Raw genomic sequence first — 20,132 nt, 5'->3', positions numbered from 1 at the left:
ATATGTTAAATAATAGATTGATAACCATGGCTATGGTAATTATATTTTCTTCATTATTACTCGCAAGCTGTGAAGGACAACAAATCGATAAGATTAAGAGTGAAATTAAAGAAGAAATCAATGAAGTTAAAGAACATCTTAGGGAATTCAACCAAAGATCGCCTGCTGCAATCACTGAGGAGAACAGGTTAACGAAAACCGAATCGGAAGAGCTCGTTAAGGCACTAGGCTTTTCATTTACCCAGATAGGTTTTATCGATAGCCGCAGTGGTGCAGTGGTGCATATGATAAATGAAACAGCTGAATTCACGCTCACATCCGACGATCCACGAATCCCTCAATACAAAAAAATTACCGCAATCAACGTTATACCAATCTCGGGTGTGGTAGAAGGCGCACAAAATTGCAACTATATCCATGTCGATGCACAGACTGCGCTGATCTGTGAGAAAAGTGGAAACAACACCACAGACTCTTCAATTCCACCGATAAGCAGCGAACTTATCCACCGCTTAGAAACAACACTCAGGAGAGTTGCGAAAGTCGCTGAATTCGAAATCGGTTTTGTTGTTGCAACCAATGCAATAAGCGGAGACGCTAAAATTTTCAGAAGTGAGGATTATATTGCGATCAGTCCTGCATTGCCTCGCTTACCTCAATCGTTACCCGAACTGCGAACGCCCATCTCTTTATACGTCATTACTGAGCAAGTAAATCCGTGCTGTACTGATATTAATTCTGGCGGCGGATCATGGTATCGCGTATGTATCAAGGCTGCGAGTTGTTAGTCATTTGCGATTCAAACCATTCATCAATGGCAGGATACTGCCTTGATGAAACTACACTGTCTCATAATACTTTTTAAGCTGAAGCTAATCCCAATAAACTATGATCCAGCACGCCGATAAGATCACTAACCCAGTATCTCTCCAAAAGATTGATGGCCTCATCGGTTACCAGATCAGCCAACTGTTCATCATTCCAGGCAACTGATGCAGGTGATTCACTCAATGCTTCAAGGACAAGCACCTGAAACTCGTCGGGATCATCACCTGCGGGAAACGTGTTGATCTGATCCAGTTCAGTTTGGTCAAGTGCCAGAAAAATATTAATTAATGAACCATAAAACAAAGACTCCAGGTTGTCATTGGTTGCAAGAACATCATTGAGATTTTCTACACCTAACTCCCCTGAAGAATAAACTCCGTCATCAGATTGATTCAAGTTTGCCGGGCCAAAAGTCCCATCATAGTCGTAATTCGCATCAATTACCGGCTTAACCACTTCACGCAATGAGGCATTCGATAAAACACCTTCTCTTTCATTAAAGGCGACAAGACTTTCCAACGAACCTAAACTAGAATTCACCAGAAGATTGGTATTTAATTGTGTATTTATCGTCGCGCTGTCATAGCCCGCGTTTAAAAAGTATCCATGAACCACGTCTTTCGAATAACCCGATATTTCACTCAGCATTCTGGTGTTTACACCGTGTTCTGATGCTACATCGAAGATTATTTGGGGCTGATTAATATTTGTATTGATAAAATCTATTGCCTGACTGAGTGTAAAACCCAATTCAGTTAAACGCTTCTCTGCCAGCATAATGCAGTTCTCCCTTGATTTGATTGTTGACTTTAAATGATTCTAGCATCCAATATTGGCGAACTCTAGCGAAAAACATTCGGCAGGCATATAGGTGTGGAGGCAGGTACATAAAATACTCAGCACCATAAAAACATTCATTAGGTTTATCATACCGTCTTTCCCAATTTACAGATGAGCTGAATGGAACCAGTCTATTTCGACCATAACGCCACTACCCGTATTGATGACGCTGTGTGGGAGGCTATGCTGCCTTACTTTCAGCGGGAATTCGGCAATGCTTCCAGTCGCCACGGGTATGGTTTGAACGCGCGCCGTGCTATTGACAAGGCACGGAGGCAAGTAGCGGATGCGGCAGGGGTACAGCCGGTACAGGTGATTTTCACCAGCGGCGGCTCGGAAGCGAATAACTTATTTATCCGTGGCGCAGCGGATAGTTTGAAACCCGGCAATCTTTTCATCAGCGCGATTGAGCATCCTTGTGTGTTGAAACCGGCCCAAGCGCTTTCTCGCCGCAGTTGCGATGCGTGGGCGATGCACCAACTGACGGTGAATGCTTCCGGACGAGTGGATTTGGATGCGGCGAGTAACGCAATGCAAAAAAACAAACCGGGATTGGTTGCGACAATGCTGGCCAATAACGAAACCGGTGTGATTCAGGATGTTGCTCATATTGCCGAATCGGCGCGCTCACATGGCGCTTATGTACACACCGATGCGATTCAGGGATTGGGAAAAATTCCGCTTGATTTCTCGGCACTCAAGGTGCATGCCATGACACTTTCCGCGCACAAGATTTATGGCCCCAAAGGCGCGGCAGCCTTGATCGTCGACAAACGGTTGTTATTGAAACCGCTGATCTACGGTGGCGGACATGAAAACGGACTGCGCTCCGGCACCGAGAATGTACCTGCAATTGTAGGTTTTGGCGTCGCGTGCGAATTGGCACAGGCACGTATGACCGAAACCGCACAGCATGTCTCAATATTGCGGGATCAGTTGGAAAAAGGGCTAGCAAGTATGGATGCAGTAATTTTTGGCAGTGCTGCTGCGCGTATTCCCAACACGTGTTATTTTGCATTACCGGATATTGAAGGCGACACGCTGGTGGTTAAACTGGATAAAGCCGGTTTTGCCGTTGCCGCCGGAGCTGCCTGTTCCAGCGTAAATCCGGGACAAAGTCACGTGCTGAATGCAATGCAAGTCGATCCGATGCTTGCACGCTGCGCAGTGCGTGTCAGTCTGGGACGCAGTAATACGCTGGAACAAGTTGACAGTTTCTTGCGTGCCACCCAGCACATTGTTGCAGAACTAAAGCAGATCAGCAGTCTTTCTTTTTAAAGCATACCGCACTCTCTAAATCCAAACTTGGTTACAATGGCTGCATTGCTATCACCGCGTTGCATGAAAAGTACTTTAAAATCAATTTATCTATGACGAACCAAGCCACGAAATCGATCAAAGCCATCATTCTGAGCGCCGGGCAGGGTCGCCGTTTGTTGCCGCTAACCGAGAATACGCCGAAATGCTTATTGCCAGTTTCCGATAAACCTGTGCTGGCCTGGCAAATTGATGCTTTGCTGGCTGTGGGCATCCATGATATTACGATTATTACCGGCTTTCAGGTGGCTTTGATTGAGGCGTTGTTGCAACAACGTTACACCAACCATTCCAAGATTAAAATTCTGTTTAACCCCTTTTATGAGGTAGCGGATAATCTGGCAAGCTGCTGGATTGCACGCGCTGAAATGAATGGCGATTTCTTGTTGTTAAACGGTGATACCGTAATCGAATCGGCATTGCTAAGTAAGGTCTTGAATTCAGAGCCTGCGCCCATTACACTGAGTGTAGATGATAAGGACATTTATGACGCCGACGATATGAAGGTGCAATTGGACACCGATCGCTGGGTAAGGCAAGTCAGTAAAATCGTACCGCCACATCAAGTCAATGCGGAATCGATCGGTTTGATTTACTTCCGTGAGCAAGGCGCACATACGTTTCGTAATGCTGTGGAAGAGGCTTTGCGTCATCCGGCGGAACTCAAATCATGGTATTTATCGATTATTGATCGCCTAGCCAAGCAACATTTAGTAAGCTCCTGTTCTATAAAAGGCTTTCGTTGGTGCGAAATCGACTTTATCGAAGACTTGGCGCGGGCGGGAATTATTTTTAGCGAGTAAATTCGTATGATGCAGAATTCGGTTCCATCAGATTGCAACGCTACCATGCACAAGTTCGGTGCACCAGAAACAGTGATCCGAGCATATCAATACTGGTCAGTATTACTACGCCCCGCGCAGGCTACACTGGGTGCGCTGGTTTTAGTCGCACATGAGCCGGCTAAAGCTTTCTCGGAGTTGAGTGTGGCGAGTTTTACAGAACTCCATGAGATAACCCGCCATATCGAATTGACGCTAAGCCGGGCTTTTCAATATGACAGAATCAATTATCTGATGCTGATGATGGTTGATCCGGATGTGCATTTTCATGTTCTGCCACGCTATGCCCACTCTAAGTCATTCGCCGGAGTGGAATTTGTTGATGCAGGTTGGCCGGCTGTGCCGAACTTAAGTCAAATCAACAAAACGGACACAAATATCAACCAGCAGATTATGAAACATCTCCGAACCTGCTGGCCATAACTGTAAGGGTGCGAGACAACAAGTGACTGAACAAATTATTGAACAGGAAAGACCTTACATCAAGGAATTTCCATTGCGGGAAGCACATCATCTGGTGCGCGACCTGATGACACCGAATCCGTGGATATATTGGGTTGATTTTCTGTTTCATGTCACACTGGGCTGGGCCGCTTTCTTCACTGCATTGTTTTCTCCGTTTTTATCACTGTGGCAACTGGGTAGCTTTGTAGTCGCGGTGCTGGCGTTATACCGCTCGGCGATTTTTGTGCATGAGCTAGCACATTTGAAAAAAGGCACGTTCCAAAACTTCCGTCTGGCATGGAATCTCTTGAGTGGCATCCCATTCATGATCCCCTCGTTTACTTATGATGGCGTGCATAATGATCATCACAAACCGGATGTATATGGCACCCATGCTGATGGGGAATATCTGCCGTTTGCGACGCGTAAGCCCGGAGAAATAGTGGTGTATGTGCTATTGTCGCTGCTGATCCCAATCTTTCTGGCAATGCGGTTTGTGGTATTGACGCCTCTTGCCTATCTGATCCCTCCGCTGCGCAAGGTTGTGTGGGAACGTGCATCGTCATTGACGATTGATCCGACTTACCGGCGCGCTGAAAATGCTGTTCGCAACGACCTTAACTGGCGGCAGCAAGAAATTGCTGCTTGCTTGTTTGGCACAACTGTCATCGCATTGGTGATATTAGAGGTTTTCCCCTATTCGTTATTGATACTCTGGTATTTGATCGCGGTAACTGTTTTTATCCTCAATTCATTGCGTACGCTGGTTGCTCACGCTTATCGCAACCCCGGAGATCGCAGAATGACATTGCCTGAGCAGTATCTGGATTCGATCAATATTCCCGGCAATTTCCTGATTACGCCGCTGTGGGCACCCGTCGGTCTGCGTTACCATGCCACGCACCATCTCTTTATGAGCATGCCATACCATAATCTTGGCAAGGCACAGCGCCGTTTGGTCAATAATCTGACAGACAATTCCCAGTATATCCAAACACTGCGCAGCGGCTTATGGCCAGCGCTGAAACAAATTTGGCGCGAATCATCCGAAGCTGCCACGCATCCCTCACAGCGACAAAGTAGCTGATGCCAGAAGCTATCCCATCGGAAAACACTTCCCCGCAAAGCCCGACAAAGCTGGTGTTGCTGCGTCATGGGCAAAGTATCTGGAATCGTGACAAAAAATTCACCGGCTGGAGCGATGTAGCACTGAGCCCAAAAGGTGAACAGGAAGCTGAACAAGCGGCCTACTTGCTGAAACGTGCAGGCTTTACATTTGATGTGTGTTTTACTTCCGTATTGCAACGCGCCACATCAACTTCACGCATTGTCCTGGCAGCCATGCACTTGGATATTCCGGTGCTACAGACCTGGCATTTAAACGAGCGTCACTATGGGGCACTGGAAGGCATGGGACGTTGGTCGGCGATCAAGCAATTCGGTATTTGGCCGATTCTGGGTTGTCAAATCAAATTTGACGCCCCTCCCCCGGGCCTGAATAAAAGAGATTATCGCTATCCCGGCAACCAATCCGATTATGCCACTATTGATCGCGATGAACTGCCAATGGGAGAGAGTATGCAACAAACCCTAGCGCGTCTCAAACCTTATTGGCAGGATACGATTCAACCGGAAGTCGGGCAAGGAAAACACGTGCTGATCGTCTCTCATCGCAACACCCTGCGGGCACTGATGATGCTACTGGATCATCTCACCCCTGCACAGGTCATGAAGTTGAAGCTGGCTACAGGTCGACCCTTGGTGTATGAACTGGATCAGCAATGCAACGCTCTGCGGCATTATTACGTCGACAAGCTCGTTTGATAAGCTTCGATTCATCATGCCAATCATCCACAGCTTCGCCCCCATTGCAGGCAGGCGTGCAAAAATTCTGATTCTCGGCAGCATGCCTGGTGAAGCTTCACTTACGGCGAATCAATATTACGCGCATCCACGCAATACCTTTTGGCCAATCATCGCCCCTTTGCTGCAAATCCAAGCAAATTCGCGCTATGAAGAGAAGATAATCGCTCTGAAATCATCGCCCATCGCGCTGTGGGATGTACTTAAATCCTGCAACCGCGCTGGAAGCCTGGATTCAATGATTGAAACTGACACGCAGATCGTCAACAATTTTCCAGCCTTTTTTGCATTGCACCCGCACATTACCCACGTATTTTTTAATGGTGGAAAAGCAGAAGCCTGCTTTAGACGTAACGTGATTCCGGACATCAAGCTAGGATCGATAACTCTGTTAAGACTACCCTCCACAAGCCCTGCTAACGCAAGATTATCATCCGATGAGAAATGTAAAACATGGCATCAACTGATTAAGTCAGCATTAAAAGCACACTGACCATTGACTCAATAAAGCAATGCAAAATACTTGACGGCACAGCCCAGGATGCGCTTTACTTATACGCTACGATACAGCAACAGCTAATTAATCTCTCACAGAAAGGAATTCATTCAATGAAAAAGCTCGTGATTATTGTGCTTATTATTTTTGCCGCTGGATATATTAGCTTAATGGTTCAGTATTTCTAGATCAAACAAATAACGCTCAAATCGCTTTCTCCGCGTAAAGACAATGCTGGACTGCCTTGTATATACAGGGAGGCTGTTACAAATCTTCATAGTGCATAAAATAGCATGTTTAACTTTTCCTGAATTTTATAGACGCACAGATTGCATTATATTGCTGCACAACGGCATCTGATGCATGTCGCTGTTTAAAATACAGTGCTGGCTTTTTATTTTATTGGCCGGCACCACCATCACATCCCATACTTGGATCCCCCCATATGAACAAAATGGATCTGAGCTTTTAACCAGCCATTGGCAATACAAAGTTCTCGGGAATAGCCAGGTTGATCTTACCAGTACCGGGTTCACTCTTTTTTCCAATAATGCAACAACCATAACCAGCATTTATCAGAACATCCCGGAGGTTACGCCGGGTACGATTTTATTGCTATCCGCCGATGTCAAATGCAATGATGTCATAGCTGGCGAGAAACCCTGGAATCAGGCCAGACTCCTACTGTTACAGGCTGACGAAAAGAAGGAGCGTTGGGACCTAGCCACCGTGATCGTATCGCTGACAGGAACCCATGATTGGAAAAACTATCAAGGCATTTTTACTGTTTCACCTGAAACCCAAAGCATCCGAATAATCGCACAATTAAGTCAAGCTACCGGCTCACTCCAGGTAAACAATATCAAACTTTATCCCGTCCGCGAAACCCGGATGTTTACGATGACCAGAAACATCACGCTATCGGCATGGGGCATTTTCTTTCTGCTGCTGACGGGCTCATGGCTTTTTAACAACAAACACAGTATTTTTATGCGCTTATTACTGGTTTGCACCTTCATTTCCATAATCGCTGGAACAACCTTTCCGGGAGATACCAAGAATCAGGTATCCGATGAAGTAAAAACACACTTTCATACGCAGAGTGAATCTCCTAAAGCCACTATCCTATGGGATTTATCCAAGATTTGGCATTTCTGTTCCTTTCTTTTGCTGGGCTTGATTATCGCTTTGATGATGACGCAAGAACCCTTAAGCCGGGTGATATTCATCGTTTTTTCTCTAGGTGCCGGCACTGAGCTTGCACAACTCTATATCGAAGGCCGCACTCCTCTTGTAACAGATTTTTTTATTGATGCAATAGGCGGTATTATTGGTATTATCCTGATTAATATTTTTTATATAAAACATAATTCCGATAAACCCTCCTATTGACTTGACTCACAAGGATTTGTATCTTAATTTGCTGGCTGTTTAATAGACAATCATGCCAAAAAACACCTAATACGGATGAATATATGAAATGGAGATAACCGCTGATATCTATCATGGCGACAGTGCAGAACAATTAAAGCTGCTTCCCAATGATTCTATTGATCTTATCATTACGTCACCACCTTACGCAGACCAGCGAAAAAACACGTATGGCGGTATTCACCATGATAAATATGTAGAATGGTTTTTACCAATTTCAGCGCAGCTTTTGAGGGTTTTAAAACCTACAGGAACTTTTGTGTTAAATATTAAGGAAAAGGTGATCAAAGGTGAGCGCAGCACTTATGTCATCGAGCTCATCCTAGAAATGCGCAAACAAGGATGGTTATAGACGGAAGAATTTATTTGGCATAAGAAAAATTGCTATCCGGGCAAATGGCCTAATCGTTTCCGTGACGCGTGGGAAAGGCTTCTTCAATTCAATAAAAATAGAAAATTCAATATGTATCAAGAAGAAGTCATGGTACCAATGACTAGACAAATTCAAGGCTGAAAAATCTTTCCAAAACCGATAAAACTCGTGATAACTCTAAAGTTGGGAGCGGATTCGGTAAGAATATCTCAAACTGGCTTTATAGGGAGAAGGCATATCCCGCAAATGTTTTACATTTAGCCACAGAATGTAACAACAAAAATCATAGCGCAGCCTTTCCTGAAGAACTGCCTGAGTGGTTTATCAAACTATTTACAAAAGAAAATGATAGAGTACTTGATCCGTTTATGGGTTCTGGAACCACATTAATTGTTGCAAACCGGATGAAACGAAGCTCAACAGGCATCGACATTGTTCCTGAGTACTGTGAAATGGTAAAAAAACAATTAAACCCTGTTGAACTCTATTTATTCGAACCTAATGCGGTTTATGAAACAACTAAACCTAAGAGACGTATCACTTTACGTTGAACAAAATATCGGGAATTTTCACCAGAAACGCATTCAAATTCTTGATCGATTGAAGTTATCACAAGTTCTGAAACGAAAAAACCCCTATCTGTTTAAAGCAAAGAATGTATTGACCGCTGAACAAATTATTAAAAGCTTGGTCGACGCGCACATCTCATCAAATGAGGAAACCATTTTTGGCGACTGGCTGGAAGGACTTGCTATTTTCATTAACAATAAAACTTATGATGGTCGCAAATCCGGCATAACAGGCATTGATCTTGAATTCGATAACCGCGGTATTAGAAACATTGTAACGATCAAATCGGACCGAATTGGGGTAATAGTTCGCAAATAGCAAAAATGATAGCGGAATTCAAGACTGCTAAAAAGACATTAAGAACCAGCAATTCACAATTGAATATTGTTGCTGTAAACGGATGCTGTTACGGCAAAGATAGCAAACCGGATAAAGGAGATTATTTTAAATATTGTGGTCAACGTTTTTGGGAGTTTATATCCGGTAACAACCAATTATTCACAGAAATCATTTAACCCGTTGGACACAATGCGAAAGAAAAAAATGATCACTTCGTAGAATCTTATGCACAAATGATTAACAAATTTACGAAAGAATTTTCAAATAACTTTTGCAAAGATAACGGAGAAATTGATTGGGAAAAATTGGTTCGGCTTAATTCTGCAATATAATTCTAGAAGAATTTTTATATCAATATCTGACCTGAATTCGATAATTAAGCATCACCGACCCTTCCGCAGGCACTTCTACTTTCCACACGGCCATGTTACTCGCAGGCTTGCTATGCGACTGACTTTCTTCAATGATTTTCCAATCCCCTGGAATAGGTTCTTGAACAAGCACTGTAACCGCTTCCTTTTTTGCATTCTTGAGTGTGATTTCATAAGCACTTTCAAAGCGATTAATAGTATTATTACCAGCACTTAACTGTTTGAAATCAGTCTGTTTCCTCGCTGCCGTCACATCAAACGATTGACCCAGTTTCAGCCGCACAGTCTCATTGATCGGCGTGTGATCAATCCAGTCCTCACCCACGAATTGCGCATTGCTCATTTTATCGCGCTTATACACACGCATTGTGCCCTTGGGCAAAGGCATACCTAATCGTACCGATTCTCTATTGTCAAATTGCACAAATACGCTTACCTTAAGCTTTTGCCCGAGATCGCCATGGCGTGAAGCATAATAGTAATCGTTACCGGCCAGAACAAGTTCCTTGCGCACAGGTACGCTGACAGCATTGAGCAATGCAACTTGTTTGGTTTGATTTTCAGCAAGAGTCGTTGGCCTATTCAGATGGTATAAGTGGTATTCCATCAAAGACTCCTGATTCATTGACAATTCCGCAGCATCGAATGCGGTCTTGCCTCGCATTGCCATGGGAGCGACAAGTTCCTGCTGTACTCGGTTAATATCGCCAGCCACCAATTGTAGTTTTGCCTGGGAATAATGGGTTCCGCTGGAATTGGTCAACGTAACCCAACCGGATAAATCCATTCGATCATCGGCGTCATTCAGTTCCGCAACATAATCCGCTTTCCAGGACAAGCCGCTTGTCAAGTAACTGAGTTCCAATTCCTGTGTTGCGGGATCGCTACGGTTTCCTTTAATCACCAGTGTAGGGCGGTCACGCAAGTTGTTTGGCACACTCTCAAAAATTATCCGACCGGGAATACCTGTCTCAATACGATCGGCCATCTTTAACACGACCCCATCGCTGGCAGCCAATACCACTGCATGTTCCCTGCTTTCTGCGCCGGTTGCCGGATGGATTTTAATGATAGTTACCGCTTGCCCAATATATTTGTTGAGCAGGCTTTGTGGTGTCAGCAAATCAAAATTGAAATTTTGCTCGGCTACCGTAATGCCACCCGGATAATTGACGCTACGCAGCAATGCAGTTTCCGGTCGTATTTGCGCACTGACATCGCGCCATGCCAGATTAAAATCACTGCTGACAAGATTAACCTGGCGCAAATCTTTAACTAGAGCCAAGTCATTGTTGTAAATAGTAACCGCCACTGATTTCTGGTCCGCGAGAGTAGTCATTTGCTCTCCGGTTCCCGCATTTGCCATCGAATCACAAAGAAGCAGTGCGCAACTGATCGTCAACAAAGCTTGGCTTGAGATGCGATTTAAGATACTCATGACATGCAAGACCTAAATAAGGAGGTTAAATGAATTCAATTGATTCAAGAAAAAAATACATCAGACTTCCCTTACAGGGATACGCCAGATATAAAAAGCCAATACGCTTCCGATCCCAATTAACATGATCTTTTGCCACAGTTCAGGTACGATTAAAATGGAACTACCGAATGATAATGACATCAGAAAATATACCCAGCGTTTGACGCGATGCGGGATACTATGATAAATATTCCATTCGCGAATTATCGGACCCGCTATTCTATTTTCCAGCAATTTACGATGAAAGCGCTCTGAACCACGAGCAAAACAAGCAGCTGCCAGAAGCACAAATGGTGTGGTAGGCAGCACCGGCAAGACTGCTCCTAATGCGCCAAGCAGCAATGCCAGAAAACCGGCACTCAAATACAGAATACGTACAATCGGCGAATCATGCAGGCATAACAAATCCGCCGTTTGCTTATCCGCAACCTTCCGTTCATTCTGGTTTGTTTTCTGCTGCTCCGATGCATGCATTTTTAATTATGTAATTAATGTATCTTAGGAAAGAAATATTTATTTATTTTATAACTTAATTAAGTTTGATCCAAAAAGCAACCATCATTTGGACCGGCCGCAGATCAGAAATTAACGTTAGCGGCTATAATATCCAAGGGCACATTTTTCAATTTAACCGGATTTAATTTTATTCTTGAGGAAATTATGCGCAATATCAAAATACTAATTAATTTAAGCTTCATGTTGTTTGCGTTGTTAATGCTATCCCACGCTGCGTTTGCTTACAAAGAGCATGCAACCGCAAATGGTTCCGAATTGCAAAAAATTGATAACAAAGTCGGTACAGGAGAAGAAGCGGAAATTGGAAAAACGGTCAACGTGCATTATACCGGATGGCTCTATGATGAGGATGCGCCTGACAAAAAAGGCCCCAAATTTGACAGCTCCTTTGATCGCAAAGAACATTTTTCATTCATGTTGGGAGCCGGTCGCGTCATTAAAGGATGGGATCACGGTGTTCAAGGGATGAGAGTAGGAGGACACCGCACTTTAATTATTCCGCCATCCATGGCGTATGGGGCGCGTGGTGCCGGAAATATCATTCCACCGAATGCTACTTTGATTTTTGACGTAGAATTGATTGGTCTGAAAAAAGATGCACACTATTAAGATTTGTATTTTATTCGATAGTTAGGCAAATATTGTAATTGGGCTATTAGGTGAATTGTTTATTACCTCCGAATAAAGTTCATTTGCCCTTCAATTCTTAAATTCATTTAATCGCTGCAAATTTAATTCTTCGCTTCCAGAGGTCGGCGAGTCGCAAATCTCCGACCTAAAGAGCAATTCCCGCCGGTTACGACGGGTACTTTTAATCAGCCTGAACGTTTCATAATATATATACTGAGAATGACAGGAAGCTGCTATGACTACGACCAAATCGCACCGTTTCATTGGATACAAACGTCTGGGCATCAGTCTCGGCGTGATAGCAATTGTGATTATCCTCTTAGCAGCCATCAGCTATTTCTGGTTGCCCGGTTATGCAAAGTCTCAACTCGAGATACGCTTATCCGAGTTCCTGCAGCGCCCTGTCACAGTAGCCTCGATCGAAATCAAACCACATACGCTGGAATTGATTGTGCACGGTTTTCAAGTGGGCGTGAAAACGGATAGTGACGAACCAGGTGAATCGCTTTTTTCTTTTAACAGACTATATATCGATCTCAGTATCAAGTCGCTGAAACAACGTGCACCCGTGATCACAGCAGTTGCTCTGACACATCCTAAATTTCGTTTGATTCGAGAAACAAAGGACCAACTAAACATTTCTGATTTACTGGAGAAATTCAGTCAACCCTCGGATGAAAAAGATGACGATGGCGCCCAATTCTCGATCAGTAACATTACGATTCAGGAAGGACATTTTGAGTTTATTGATCGGCACATGCAGACAGATCATCAGATCACTGAAATTAATTTGGGCATTCCTGTTATTGCTAATTTCGATAGTGCATTAGAACATTGGATAGAGCCCCACTTTAGCGCAAAAATTAACGGATCGCCCTTTGCACTGGAAGGCAAGCTGCGCCCTTTTACAGTCCCACAGGAAGCAACGTTAGCGCTTAAATTCAATAAAATCGATTTGTCCGAATTTGATCGATATGCACCCCTGCCCCAAGGAATCAGGCTCCTTTCAGGTTTTCTCGACAGTGATTTGCTTGTTACGTTTACACAGGAACCAGACCAAGCTCCCATTATTGTGCTTACCGGCAATACGAAATTGCAGCAATTAGCTATAAAAGATACTACGGTAGCTGCGCCTTATCGCACGAATGTAAAAGAACTGAACATTGGACTCACTCAGGTAGATTTGATGCGTAACAACCCATCGCAAATTAAATTAAAAATGGATCAAGTCGAATTAACGCGTGAAGGCGAAAGTGAGCCTGCCTTATCACTTGCTCAGCTAATTATCGACCGCATCCAAATCGACACAAAATTGCATCGAATTACCTTAGAAGAAACAGTTCTTGATCGCTTGAACACGACCTTACGGCGAGAATCCAGCGGCCAAATCGATTTGGCCCGTTTATTTGAGCCTATCGATGCACAAGGACAGACTCAAACTCAAGCACAAATCCAAGCAGCTAAAGTGGAAGCGCAAAAAAGCATTCCCATTCCTGGGAGAAAACCAACTTATTCCAATGCTGGGGTTAAAGCAGCCGAAAACAAATCAACTCAAGACACTTCCATTACTCCCTCTGCGCATGCGCGCAAGGAAATACCTTCCAGCAACAACGAGGCGACGCCGTGGACAACGCAAATCAAACGCATAAAGCTCAGCGCAGCTAGGCTGAGCTATGAAGATCTGACATTGACTAAAACGCCTCCGATGATCATAGATCCTCTCGATATTACTCTCGATAACGTCGATCTAAAAGGCATCACGCCTCTGAAACTATCAATCAATGCACGCGTTAATCAACGCGGTCAGATTAAAGCTGATGGTTCCCTTTCATGGTCGCCGTTTGCCACAGACCTGGCTTTAAACCTTGATACCGTAGATCTAGTATCTTTGCAGGGCTGGATGGGTGACAAGTTAAATGCACTGATATCAAGTGGAGATGTGTCTTTTTTGGGTAATCTGAAAGCACAGCATGGCGATCCAATGAAAATTTTAGTGAAAGGTGAAGCAAAGCTTTATAACCTAAATATATTTGATCCCAAAAATACGGAAGATCTGCTGAAATGGAAAAAAATGGATATCAATGGATTGAATGTGGCTACCCATCCATTGCGCATCGATATAAAAACTGTTCGCTTCAGCGATTTTTATGCGCGCATGATACTTTTACCTAACGGCGATCTTAATCTTGTACATATCGTGCAAATCGATAAGCCGCTGGATGTTGAAGTAGAAGCCGCTAAAAATACCAATGCAGTTGAAGTGAAAGTTACTACACCTGATATAAAACCTATTGATACTTATCAGATTAAAACTCCAGAAGAAACCTTGATTCGTATCGGGCAGGTTTTATTGCACCAAGGTAATATCAATTTTCACGATCGCTTTATCAAGCCTAATTATCACGCAAATTTAACAGGACTTACAGGCCAAATCGGCCCATTATATCCAGGAAAATTTGGGGTTATCGATATTCAAGGCACTATTGACAAAACAGCGCCATTGAAAATAAATGGCAAAATAGAACCCTTCAGTGACAATCTTTTTCTTGATCTTAACGCAAAAGTCAAAGATATCGATTTACCCCCCTTCAGTCCTTACTCAGGAAAATTTGTGGGTTATGCAATTGAAAAGGGCAAGCTATCAGCCGATGTCAATTACCAGATTGAGAATGGCGCTTTATCAGCTGATAACAAAATCTTTCTGGATCAATTTACCCTCGGAGAAAAAATTGATCGCGAAGATACCGTCTCTCTACCGCTCGACCTGGCGATTACGCTGCTTAAAAACCGCCAGGGTGAAATTGACATACACCTGCCGCTTAAAGGATCGATTAATGATCCTGAATTCAATCTTGGCGACATTATTTTCCAGGCATTTGTGAATCTCATCACCAAGGCGATTACCTCTCCTTTCACATTACTGGGTTCAGCATTTGAAGGAGGAGAAGAATTATCTGAAATCACCTTCACCCCCGGTTTTGCAAATATCGAAGATGAGTCCCTGCAACGCTTGCAAACCTTATCCGAAATTTTAAATGACCGTCCGTCTCTGGAACTGGAAATTTCCGGCCATGTCGATCCTGTCACTGATCATGAAGGATTGAAACTAGCAATGCTGCAAAAAAAAGTGAAAGCACAGAAGTTAGCCGAAGATGTCAAAAAAGGGATTGCCAGCAGCACCCTTGCAGACATAACATTAGACTCGGAAGAATATAGCAAATACCTTGAAATGGCCTATAAAAAAGAAGATTTTGAGAAACCAAAGAATATCATTGGCCTAACCAAGAGCCTTCCTGATGCCGAAATGGAACAACTCATGCTTGAACACACGGTGATTCATGATAATGACCTGGAAGTGCTGGCAGAAAATCGCGCTAATGCGGCACGTAGCTGGCTGATTGAGAATGGGGGAATTGCCATCGAACGAATATTCGTCGTCAGTAGTCATGAAACTAAAATAGATGAACAAAAATCTGGCAATCGGGTAGAGTTTTCATTGAAATAAACAACCCGCAGCAAAGCCACGGGGAATCGCAAGTTAAAACCCTCCACTACAAATTGAGAAACTCTCGTCCGATCATTGAAAAGGCTAGAATACACGGGGTTGTAGCCTATTGGAGATTTTCACTATGCAAAGTAATGAGGCTAACGATTCCAGCAATCTGCAACATTTCCATCAGCGCCTTGAGCACCTGTATTACTCAAAGTAAGCGTACCGCAGACATCCCCCGCCATTGAACCGGTCGGCACTGCTCGGAGTACGAAGGTATTGTTTAATACTGATTGTAATGAAATAGCATATTGCCTTGTTCCAGTTCTCGGTGATTGAAGAATAGGTAGTACCACAGCGATATCATCACCGGTATCAATCATCCCATCTGCACCCACAGTTGCATCATATTGGTTATTCTGTGAATAAAATCGTTCCATAAATTGAGCATTCTCATACAGTATTGATTTTGCTACAGTCCTGTTAGATTGCTTTACATAATCCTGATAGGATGGAAGAGCAACGGCCGCGATAATACCCAGGATTGCCACTGTTATCATTAACTCTATCAAAGTAAACCCCATTACTTTAAATGTATAAAAAGATTGTTTCATAACCTGTAAGTCTCTCCCCGGATATTAATGTTACGAGACATTCTATAAATAATTTAGACGCTCGTCAGTTATAAATTCATATATCAATCATTGGCTTATTTTTAATATGAATCCTAGAAAGAATCATAATGACTGATGATTAGAAATCTTTTATTTGCTAAGTTTATTTTAGTGCAATAACTCGCGCCACGTGATCCTTCCACGCAATCCAGCAGCACCTTTTGCAGTAGTCGTCTGTGAGAGTGAACCGTCAGCTGTTGAGTACACAAGCGTATCAGAATCGGAATGGCCTCTAATCCGTGTAACTCCTCCCACAGAAAACCCTATCTCCACACCTGAAGATAATCCGTCATCGAGCGCAAGAACTCGATTTCTATTGGTATCAAATGCCGGGAATGAAAGCATTCCTCCCGTCAAAAAATCGAGCGCATTAACCACTCCCCTGCCACCAAAATCGCATGGTGATGTAGAAGGCATAATAGTGGAAAATACCAGAATTCCATCTTCCAAACTTGGTACACCTGTAATCCTTTCACCGCTGACAGGAAGATTTACATACCAACCCTTAGTTGTAGTGGAATAGGGTACTAAATTTCGCGTTGCAGTTCTGATTGCTCCGTCAGTTATCACCTGTTGAACCAGGGCTTCGGCCGTTATTGTTGCTACGGCACTATCATCCCATATCCCATAGATAGTTTGAGGATTTATACTGGTTGTATCTGCAGTCTCTAAGTATTTTCCTGTACCAAATAAAACCAACTGACCGCCTTTCGGATGAAAGCTTACAGAAGGTGGAGAAATTATAGGTTTGGATGTTCCTGATACAAATAAAGGCACTCCATTGATGCCCACCTTCCAATTTGCGGGCGTAGCAGAACTTACATCGAACTTCCACAAATTCCCTTTGATATCACCCGCGTATATTACATCGACCTTACCATTCCCAGTTGAATCGAAGGGAATCGGGGTCGAAAGGCCATTTCCAGTACCGGAATCGGCAATCAATTTAATATAATCCGTTCCAGCTGTCCAAGTACCATCCTCCCCTCCGGCAATAAACAGAATATAAAGTACCGCTTTTCCTCCCGTGCTGTTATAACCATTACCGACAATGACAGCCCATTGGTTATTCTCCATTTTGACGATTTGCATTGCTTGGCCGGTAAACGAGTTAATTTGCGGATAATTATGGCTATAACCCATATCAGCATCATCAGCACTGGTAAACTCCCACAATAATATATTTGCTGCATTTGCTGCGGTAAAGGTCGGTGCTGATTTCGTTACATCAGCTGGATTTGTAACATCTAACGCATAATAGCCCTGACCACCTCCATTCAGACCACCAACAAGGATACTTTTCCAGCTCGATGTAGAACTAGAATAGACATCTGCCACCATGGGAGATCCATCGACGAAATAGCGATGATTGGCGTTATAATCTTTATCCGTAAGCTTACTCATATTCTCATAAGCCAAGCTCGGAATATAAACCAATAATTCTTTTCCCGCGTCCGCTGCTGTACATCCTACCGTTACTCCAGCAACACAAGCATTAAATCCATGCAGCATCCCGTCATTCGCACCGATGTATATCATCGGAACTCGATCCTTATAGGCAGTATAGAAGGATTTATAACCAGGATGATCCACATCTGAATACCCTGCACTAGGTTTTCCTACATAAAGTGGACCAGAGTTCACAATATCACCAAGTTTGCTGGTAGGACGAGGACGAAAATTGTTGATTGCAGTGGAACTGGAACATGTAAATGTTCCGGTTGTACTTTCTCGTGTCGAATCTCCCCTCAGAAAAGCCACTCTCTCCGGTCCACAACTATCGGTCGTACCAGAAGCGTTTTTGTTAAGCCAAGCTTTTTGTGTAGAAGTTAAATTACCATACTCAAATGAAATTCCATCACTAACACCTTTTGTGATAATGACTCGCGAAGCAGGGTTAATCACTCCTGATGCAAGTGAAATTTCTCCGGCATTCCATTCTGAAGTGCCCAGTATCCCAGTAGAGCTGATCGGAGTTGATAATAACTGTCCACTCCAATCGCCACTATTAAACTTAGCTTGATAAACGCGCCCATTCATCCTCAATGAGCTAGAATTGGCTGCAACGGCAGAAGCCGATCCCGTTCGAGCCACAATGGTCTTTAGTGCACTGGTTAATGCATTTGCAAATGTTGCGGGATCAGCCGCACTAAAGAATTCTCCTCGGCTATTGACAGCAGCATGCCACAGATCATCTATTTTTACTGCATCGCTTATTGTTGGATTTGGCCAGGTTTGCGCTCCGGAGGGTAATTCAGTCAACGTGCCGGTCACCCCCAATCCTACGGTAAAAGTTACCAGATGCTGCCAGAATGCTGGATCGTGTGGATTGGTGGGCACTTTGTTCGGCAGATCTGTGCGTAGATCATTTTTCCAATATTCCATGGCTGCATCTGCTAATGTACCACCATAAGCATCCGAATAAGGTAGCGATGGAATATATGTATATGTTGCCGGAATCGCGGGGGAAGAGTGGTTGGTAATTGTAGAGCCTGACAAATTATCCGAATTATCCAGACCAGATACAACACCCTCAGTCCAGTAACCATCTGTCATCAAAATATTATAATTCTGCCGACATTCGTGTTGGGTGCCGCCCGTCGAACCTGGAGTCAGACCCCAAGGACCTTTATCGTCTGTTCTTTTAAAGTACTCACCAACAGCGAGTACTGCTTCTCGCAACGGTGTGCCTGCTGCAGGAATATCATGGTCATATAGATTGGTAAAGAAATTTGTTCTGTCCGTACCCGTGAACTGCCGTACACCTGTTTTGACTACTTTTGCCGCCACGCCATCGACCGTTGTCGAACCTTTATTGATAGCTGCAAAACCAACCCTCATAGTATTCCCTTGTGCTGCAAATGCTCGACCGACTCCCGCACGAGATAATAGAATGCGTGAACGATAATAGGTATACCAATTAGCAAAATTCTGGATTTCTTCATTATAAGTGCAAGTGGGAGCTGCAACACAATCTGAGCGGTTGGAACCGCTCATATAAGTAGAAGTTGAGGACTTGATTTCAACTTTTGTATAACTACCAGCACTATTGATACTGCCACCGTTGTATTTGTAGTAAACGGCAGGATAGAAAGTTTTTGACTGACTGCCAGAAAGAGCTCCGTTATCTTTCAGCCAAATTGCTGTTTGTGTATTGTTAGCAGTCAGATTACGGCATCCAGCAGCAGTATTATATGGATTGTGATAAGCGCATGTCGGGACGGCGTTATTCATCAACGATCCATCGGCGTTACTCCAGGGTAAATATCTGACTGTGGGGTCGTAGTAATTTTTGTTAACATAACTGGAGCGCAGTGAGGCAGTGTATTTATTAGTTGAATCAAAATCGACAACATAATTGTTGTAATCATCTGCACCATAAACACCTGACGCGCGAGGAAACATATAACGCACATTTTGAATTATCAAATTCTCCGGCATGATTTCGAATTGCATTGATCCGGAATCATCAAGCGTGAACATGACATTCGGAGAAATGTTTCCTCCCAGAAAAAGCGGAGTATTCGACAACGGTGGAAGAGCATACACACTGCCAGTTAGAAACATGAATGAAAAACCCATTACATTCTTAAATGTTAAGAAGCTGTATAAAATTTTTTTCTTCATG

17 protein-coding genes and 1 pseudogene are annotated in these 20,132 nt (G+C 43.6%); 13 read left to right on the top strand and 5 right to left on the bottom strand.

All coding sequences use genetic code 11. The features are described 5' to 3' along the window. Positions 1-2: 2 nt before the first annotated feature. The gene (locus ATY38_RS06070; protein ID WP_062558522.1) at positions 3-788 is read left to right on the top strand and encodes a hypothetical protein; all 786 of its coding nucleotides are present in this window, start codon (positions 3-5) and stop codon (positions 786-788) included. A gap of 73 nt (positions 789-861) precedes the next feature. Here ATY38_RS06070 and ATY38_RS06065 read toward each other — a convergent pair whose 3' ends face one another. After that, positions 862-1,605 carry a hypothetical protein gene (locus tag ATY38_RS06065; protein WP_062558521.1) on the bottom strand — a complete coding sequence of 248 codons (744 nt, stop codon included), beginning with the start codon at positions 1,603-1,605 and terminating at the stop codon, positions 862-864. Positions 1,606-1,788: 183 nt separating this feature from the next. Between ATY38_RS06065 and ATY38_RS06060 the strand changes: the two genes are divergently transcribed. The 10 genes and pseudogenes from ATY38_RS06060 to ATY38_RS17035 all read left to right on the top strand — a co-directional run bounded on the left by ATY38_RS06060 (position 1,789) and on the right by ATY38_RS17035 (position 9,519). After that, the gene (locus ATY38_RS06060) at positions 1,789-2,946 is read left to right on the top strand and encodes a cysteine desulfurase family protein (protein WP_062558520.1); all 1,158 of its coding nucleotides are present in this window, start codon (positions 1,789-1,791) and stop codon (positions 2,944-2,946) included. A 92-nt stretch (positions 2,947-3,038) separates the two neighbouring features. Continuing rightward, on the top strand, positions 3,039-3,788 hold the full coding sequence (locus ATY38_RS06055) for a phosphocholine cytidylyltransferase family protein (protein ID WP_082633006.1): 750 nt from the start codon (positions 3,039-3,041) through the stop codon (positions 3,786-3,788). 45 nt (positions 3,789-3,833) lie between these two features. Further along, positions 3,834-4,250: an HIT family protein gene (locus ATY38_RS06050; RefSeq protein WP_235590402.1), complete on the top strand. Its 417-nt coding sequence runs from the start codon at positions 3,834-3,836 to the stop codon at positions 4,248-4,250. Positions 4,251-4,272: 22 nt separating this feature from the next. Beyond that, a complete protein-coding gene (locus tag ATY38_RS06045; RefSeq protein WP_062558518.1) occupies positions 4,273-5,358 on the top strand; it encodes a fatty acid desaturase family protein in 1,086 nt (361 codons plus the stop codon). After that, entirely contained in the window at positions 5,358-6,095 is a 738-nt protein-coding gene (locus ATY38_RS06040; RefSeq protein WP_062558517.1) for a 2,3-bisphosphoglycerate-dependent phosphoglycerate mutase, read from the top strand. Before ATY38_RS06045 ends, ATY38_RS06040 begins: the two co-directional genes overlap by 1 nt. Positions 6,096-6,111: 16 nt before the next feature. Next, complete coding sequence (locus ATY38_RS06035; protein ID WP_062558516.1) at positions 6,112-6,627, top strand: DNA-deoxyinosine glycosylase; 516 nt, start codon at positions 6,112-6,114, stop codon at positions 6,625-6,627. A gap of 366 nt (positions 6,628-6,993) precedes the next feature. Continuing rightward, complete coding sequence (locus tag ATY38_RS06030) at positions 6,994-8,022, top strand: VanZ family protein (protein ID WP_062558515.1); 1,029 nt, start codon at positions 6,994-6,996, stop codon at positions 8,020-8,022. 88 nt (positions 8,023-8,110) lie between these two features. Continuing rightward, entirely contained in the window at positions 8,111-8,413 is a 303-nt protein-coding gene (locus ATY38_RS16445; RefSeq protein ID WP_235590401.1) for a DNA methyltransferase, read from the top strand. Between the two features lie 158 nt (positions 8,414-8,571). Continuing rightward, positions 8,572-8,985 (top strand): DNA methyltransferase, encoded by a 414-nt coding sequence (locus ATY38_RS17040; protein WP_418006995.1) that lies wholly within the window; start codon positions 8,572-8,574, stop codon positions 8,983-8,985. Next, positions 8,936-9,519: pseudogene (locus tag ATY38_RS17035) on the top strand (PmeII family type II restriction endonuclease). The gene ATY38_RS17040 and the pseudogene ATY38_RS17035 overlap by 50 nt, the downstream one beginning before the upstream one ends. A 175-nt stretch (positions 9,520-9,694) precedes the next feature. Here the strand turns inward: ATY38_RS17035 and ATY38_RS06015 are convergent. Beyond that, positions 9,695-11,152: a DUF4139 domain-containing protein gene (locus ATY38_RS06015; protein ID WP_062558514.1), complete on the bottom strand. Its 1,458-nt coding sequence runs from the start codon at positions 11,150-11,152 to the stop codon at positions 9,695-9,697. 60 nt (positions 11,153-11,212) lie between these two features. Next, positions 11,213-11,668, bottom strand: coding sequence for a YbaN family protein (locus ATY38_RS06010; RefSeq protein WP_062558513.1), 456 nt, complete (start codon positions 11,666-11,668; stop codon positions 11,213-11,215). 186 nt (positions 11,669-11,854) lie between these two features. On the opposite strand from ATY38_RS06010, the gene ATY38_RS06005 reads away from it, so the two are divergent. Then, positions 11,855-12,319 (top strand): FKBP-type peptidyl-prolyl cis-trans isomerase, encoded by a 465-nt coding sequence (locus tag ATY38_RS06005; protein ID WP_176767907.1) that lies wholly within the window; start codon positions 11,855-11,857, stop codon positions 12,317-12,319. Positions 12,320-12,575: 256 nt separating this feature from the next. Then, positions 12,576-15,845, top strand: a complete 3,270-nt coding sequence (locus ATY38_RS06000; RefSeq protein ID WP_062558512.1) for a DUF748 domain-containing protein — start codon at positions 12,576-12,578, stop codon at positions 15,843-15,845. A 140-nt stretch (positions 15,846-15,985) separates the two neighbouring features. On the opposite strand, the gene ATY38_RS05995 is transcribed toward ATY38_RS06000, so the two are convergent. Next, positions 15,986-16,444 (bottom strand): type IV pilin protein, encoded by a 459-nt coding sequence (locus tag ATY38_RS05995; protein ID WP_062558511.1) that lies wholly within the window; start codon positions 16,442-16,444, stop codon positions 15,986-15,988. 168 nt (positions 16,445-16,612) lie between these two features. Next, positions 16,613-20,131, bottom strand: a complete 3,519-nt coding sequence (locus ATY38_RS05990; RefSeq protein ID WP_062558510.1) for a pilus assembly protein — start codon at positions 20,129-20,131, stop codon at positions 16,613-16,615. Between the last annotated feature and the right edge of the window lies 1 nt (position 20,132).

Origin of the sequence: Nitrosomonas ureae, assembly GCF_001455205.1 — a bacterium.
GTDB classification, from domain to species: domain Bacteria; phylum Pseudomonadota; class Gammaproteobacteria; order Burkholderiales; family Nitrosomonadaceae; genus Nitrosomonas; species Nitrosomonas ureae.
This window is presented reverse-complemented; position numbering and strand designations above follow the sequence as displayed.

Excerpts from the sequence above, each read along its gene's own strand:
- ATY38_RS06070 (WP_062558522.1), top strand. The coding sequence starts at position 3 with ATGTTAAATAATAGATTGATAACCATGGCTATGGTAATTATATTTTCT.
- ATY38_RS06065 (WP_062558521.1), bottom strand. The coding sequence starts at position 1,605 with ATGCTGGCAGAGAAGCGTTTAACTGAATTGGGTTTTACACTCAGTCAG.
- ATY38_RS06060 (WP_062558520.1), top strand. The coding sequence starts at position 1,789 with ATGGAACCAGTCTATTTCGACCATAACGCCACTACCCGTATTGATGAC.
- ATY38_RS06055 (WP_082633006.1), top strand. The coding sequence starts at position 3,039 with ATGACGAACCAAGCCACGAAATCGATCAAAGCCATCATTCTGAGCGCC.
- ATY38_RS06050 (WP_235590402.1), top strand. The coding sequence starts at position 3,834 with ATGCACAAGTTCGGTGCACCAGAAACAGTGATCCGAGCATATCAATAC.
- ATY38_RS06040 (WP_062558517.1), top strand. The coding sequence starts at position 5,358 with ATGCCAGAAGCTATCCCATCGGAAAACACTTCCCCGCAAAGCCCGACA.
- ATY38_RS06035 (WP_062558516.1), top strand. The coding sequence starts at position 6,112 with ATGCCAATCATCCACAGCTTCGCCCCCATTGCAGGCAGGCGTGCAAAA.
- ATY38_RS06030 (WP_062558515.1), top strand. The coding sequence starts at position 6,994 with ATGTCGCTGTTTAAAATACAGTGCTGGCTTTTTATTTTATTGGCCGGC.
- ATY38_RS16445 (WP_235590401.1), top strand. The coding sequence starts at position 8,111 with ATGGAGATAACCGCTGATATCTATCATGGCGACAGTGCAGAACAATTA.
- ATY38_RS06015 (WP_062558514.1), bottom strand. The coding sequence starts at position 11,152 with ATGAGTATCTTAAATCGCATCTCAAGCCAAGCTTTGTTGACGATCAGT.
- ATY38_RS06010 (WP_062558513.1), bottom strand. The coding sequence starts at position 11,668 with ATGCATGCATCGGAGCAGCAGAAAACAAACCAGAATGAACGGAAGGTT.
- ATY38_RS06005 (WP_176767907.1), top strand. The coding sequence starts at position 11,855 with ATGCGCAATATCAAAATACTAATTAATTTAAGCTTCATGTTGTTTGCG.
- ATY38_RS06000 (WP_062558512.1), top strand. The coding sequence starts at position 12,576 with ATGACTACGACCAAATCGCACCGTTTCATTGGATACAAACGTCTGGGC.
- ATY38_RS05995 (WP_062558511.1), bottom strand. The coding sequence starts at position 16,444 with ATGAAACAATCTTTTTATACATTTAAAGTAATGGGGTTTACTTTGATA.
- ATY38_RS05990 (WP_062558510.1), bottom strand. The coding sequence starts at position 20,131 with ATGAAGAAAAAAATTTTATACAGCTTCTTAACATTTAAGAATGTAATG.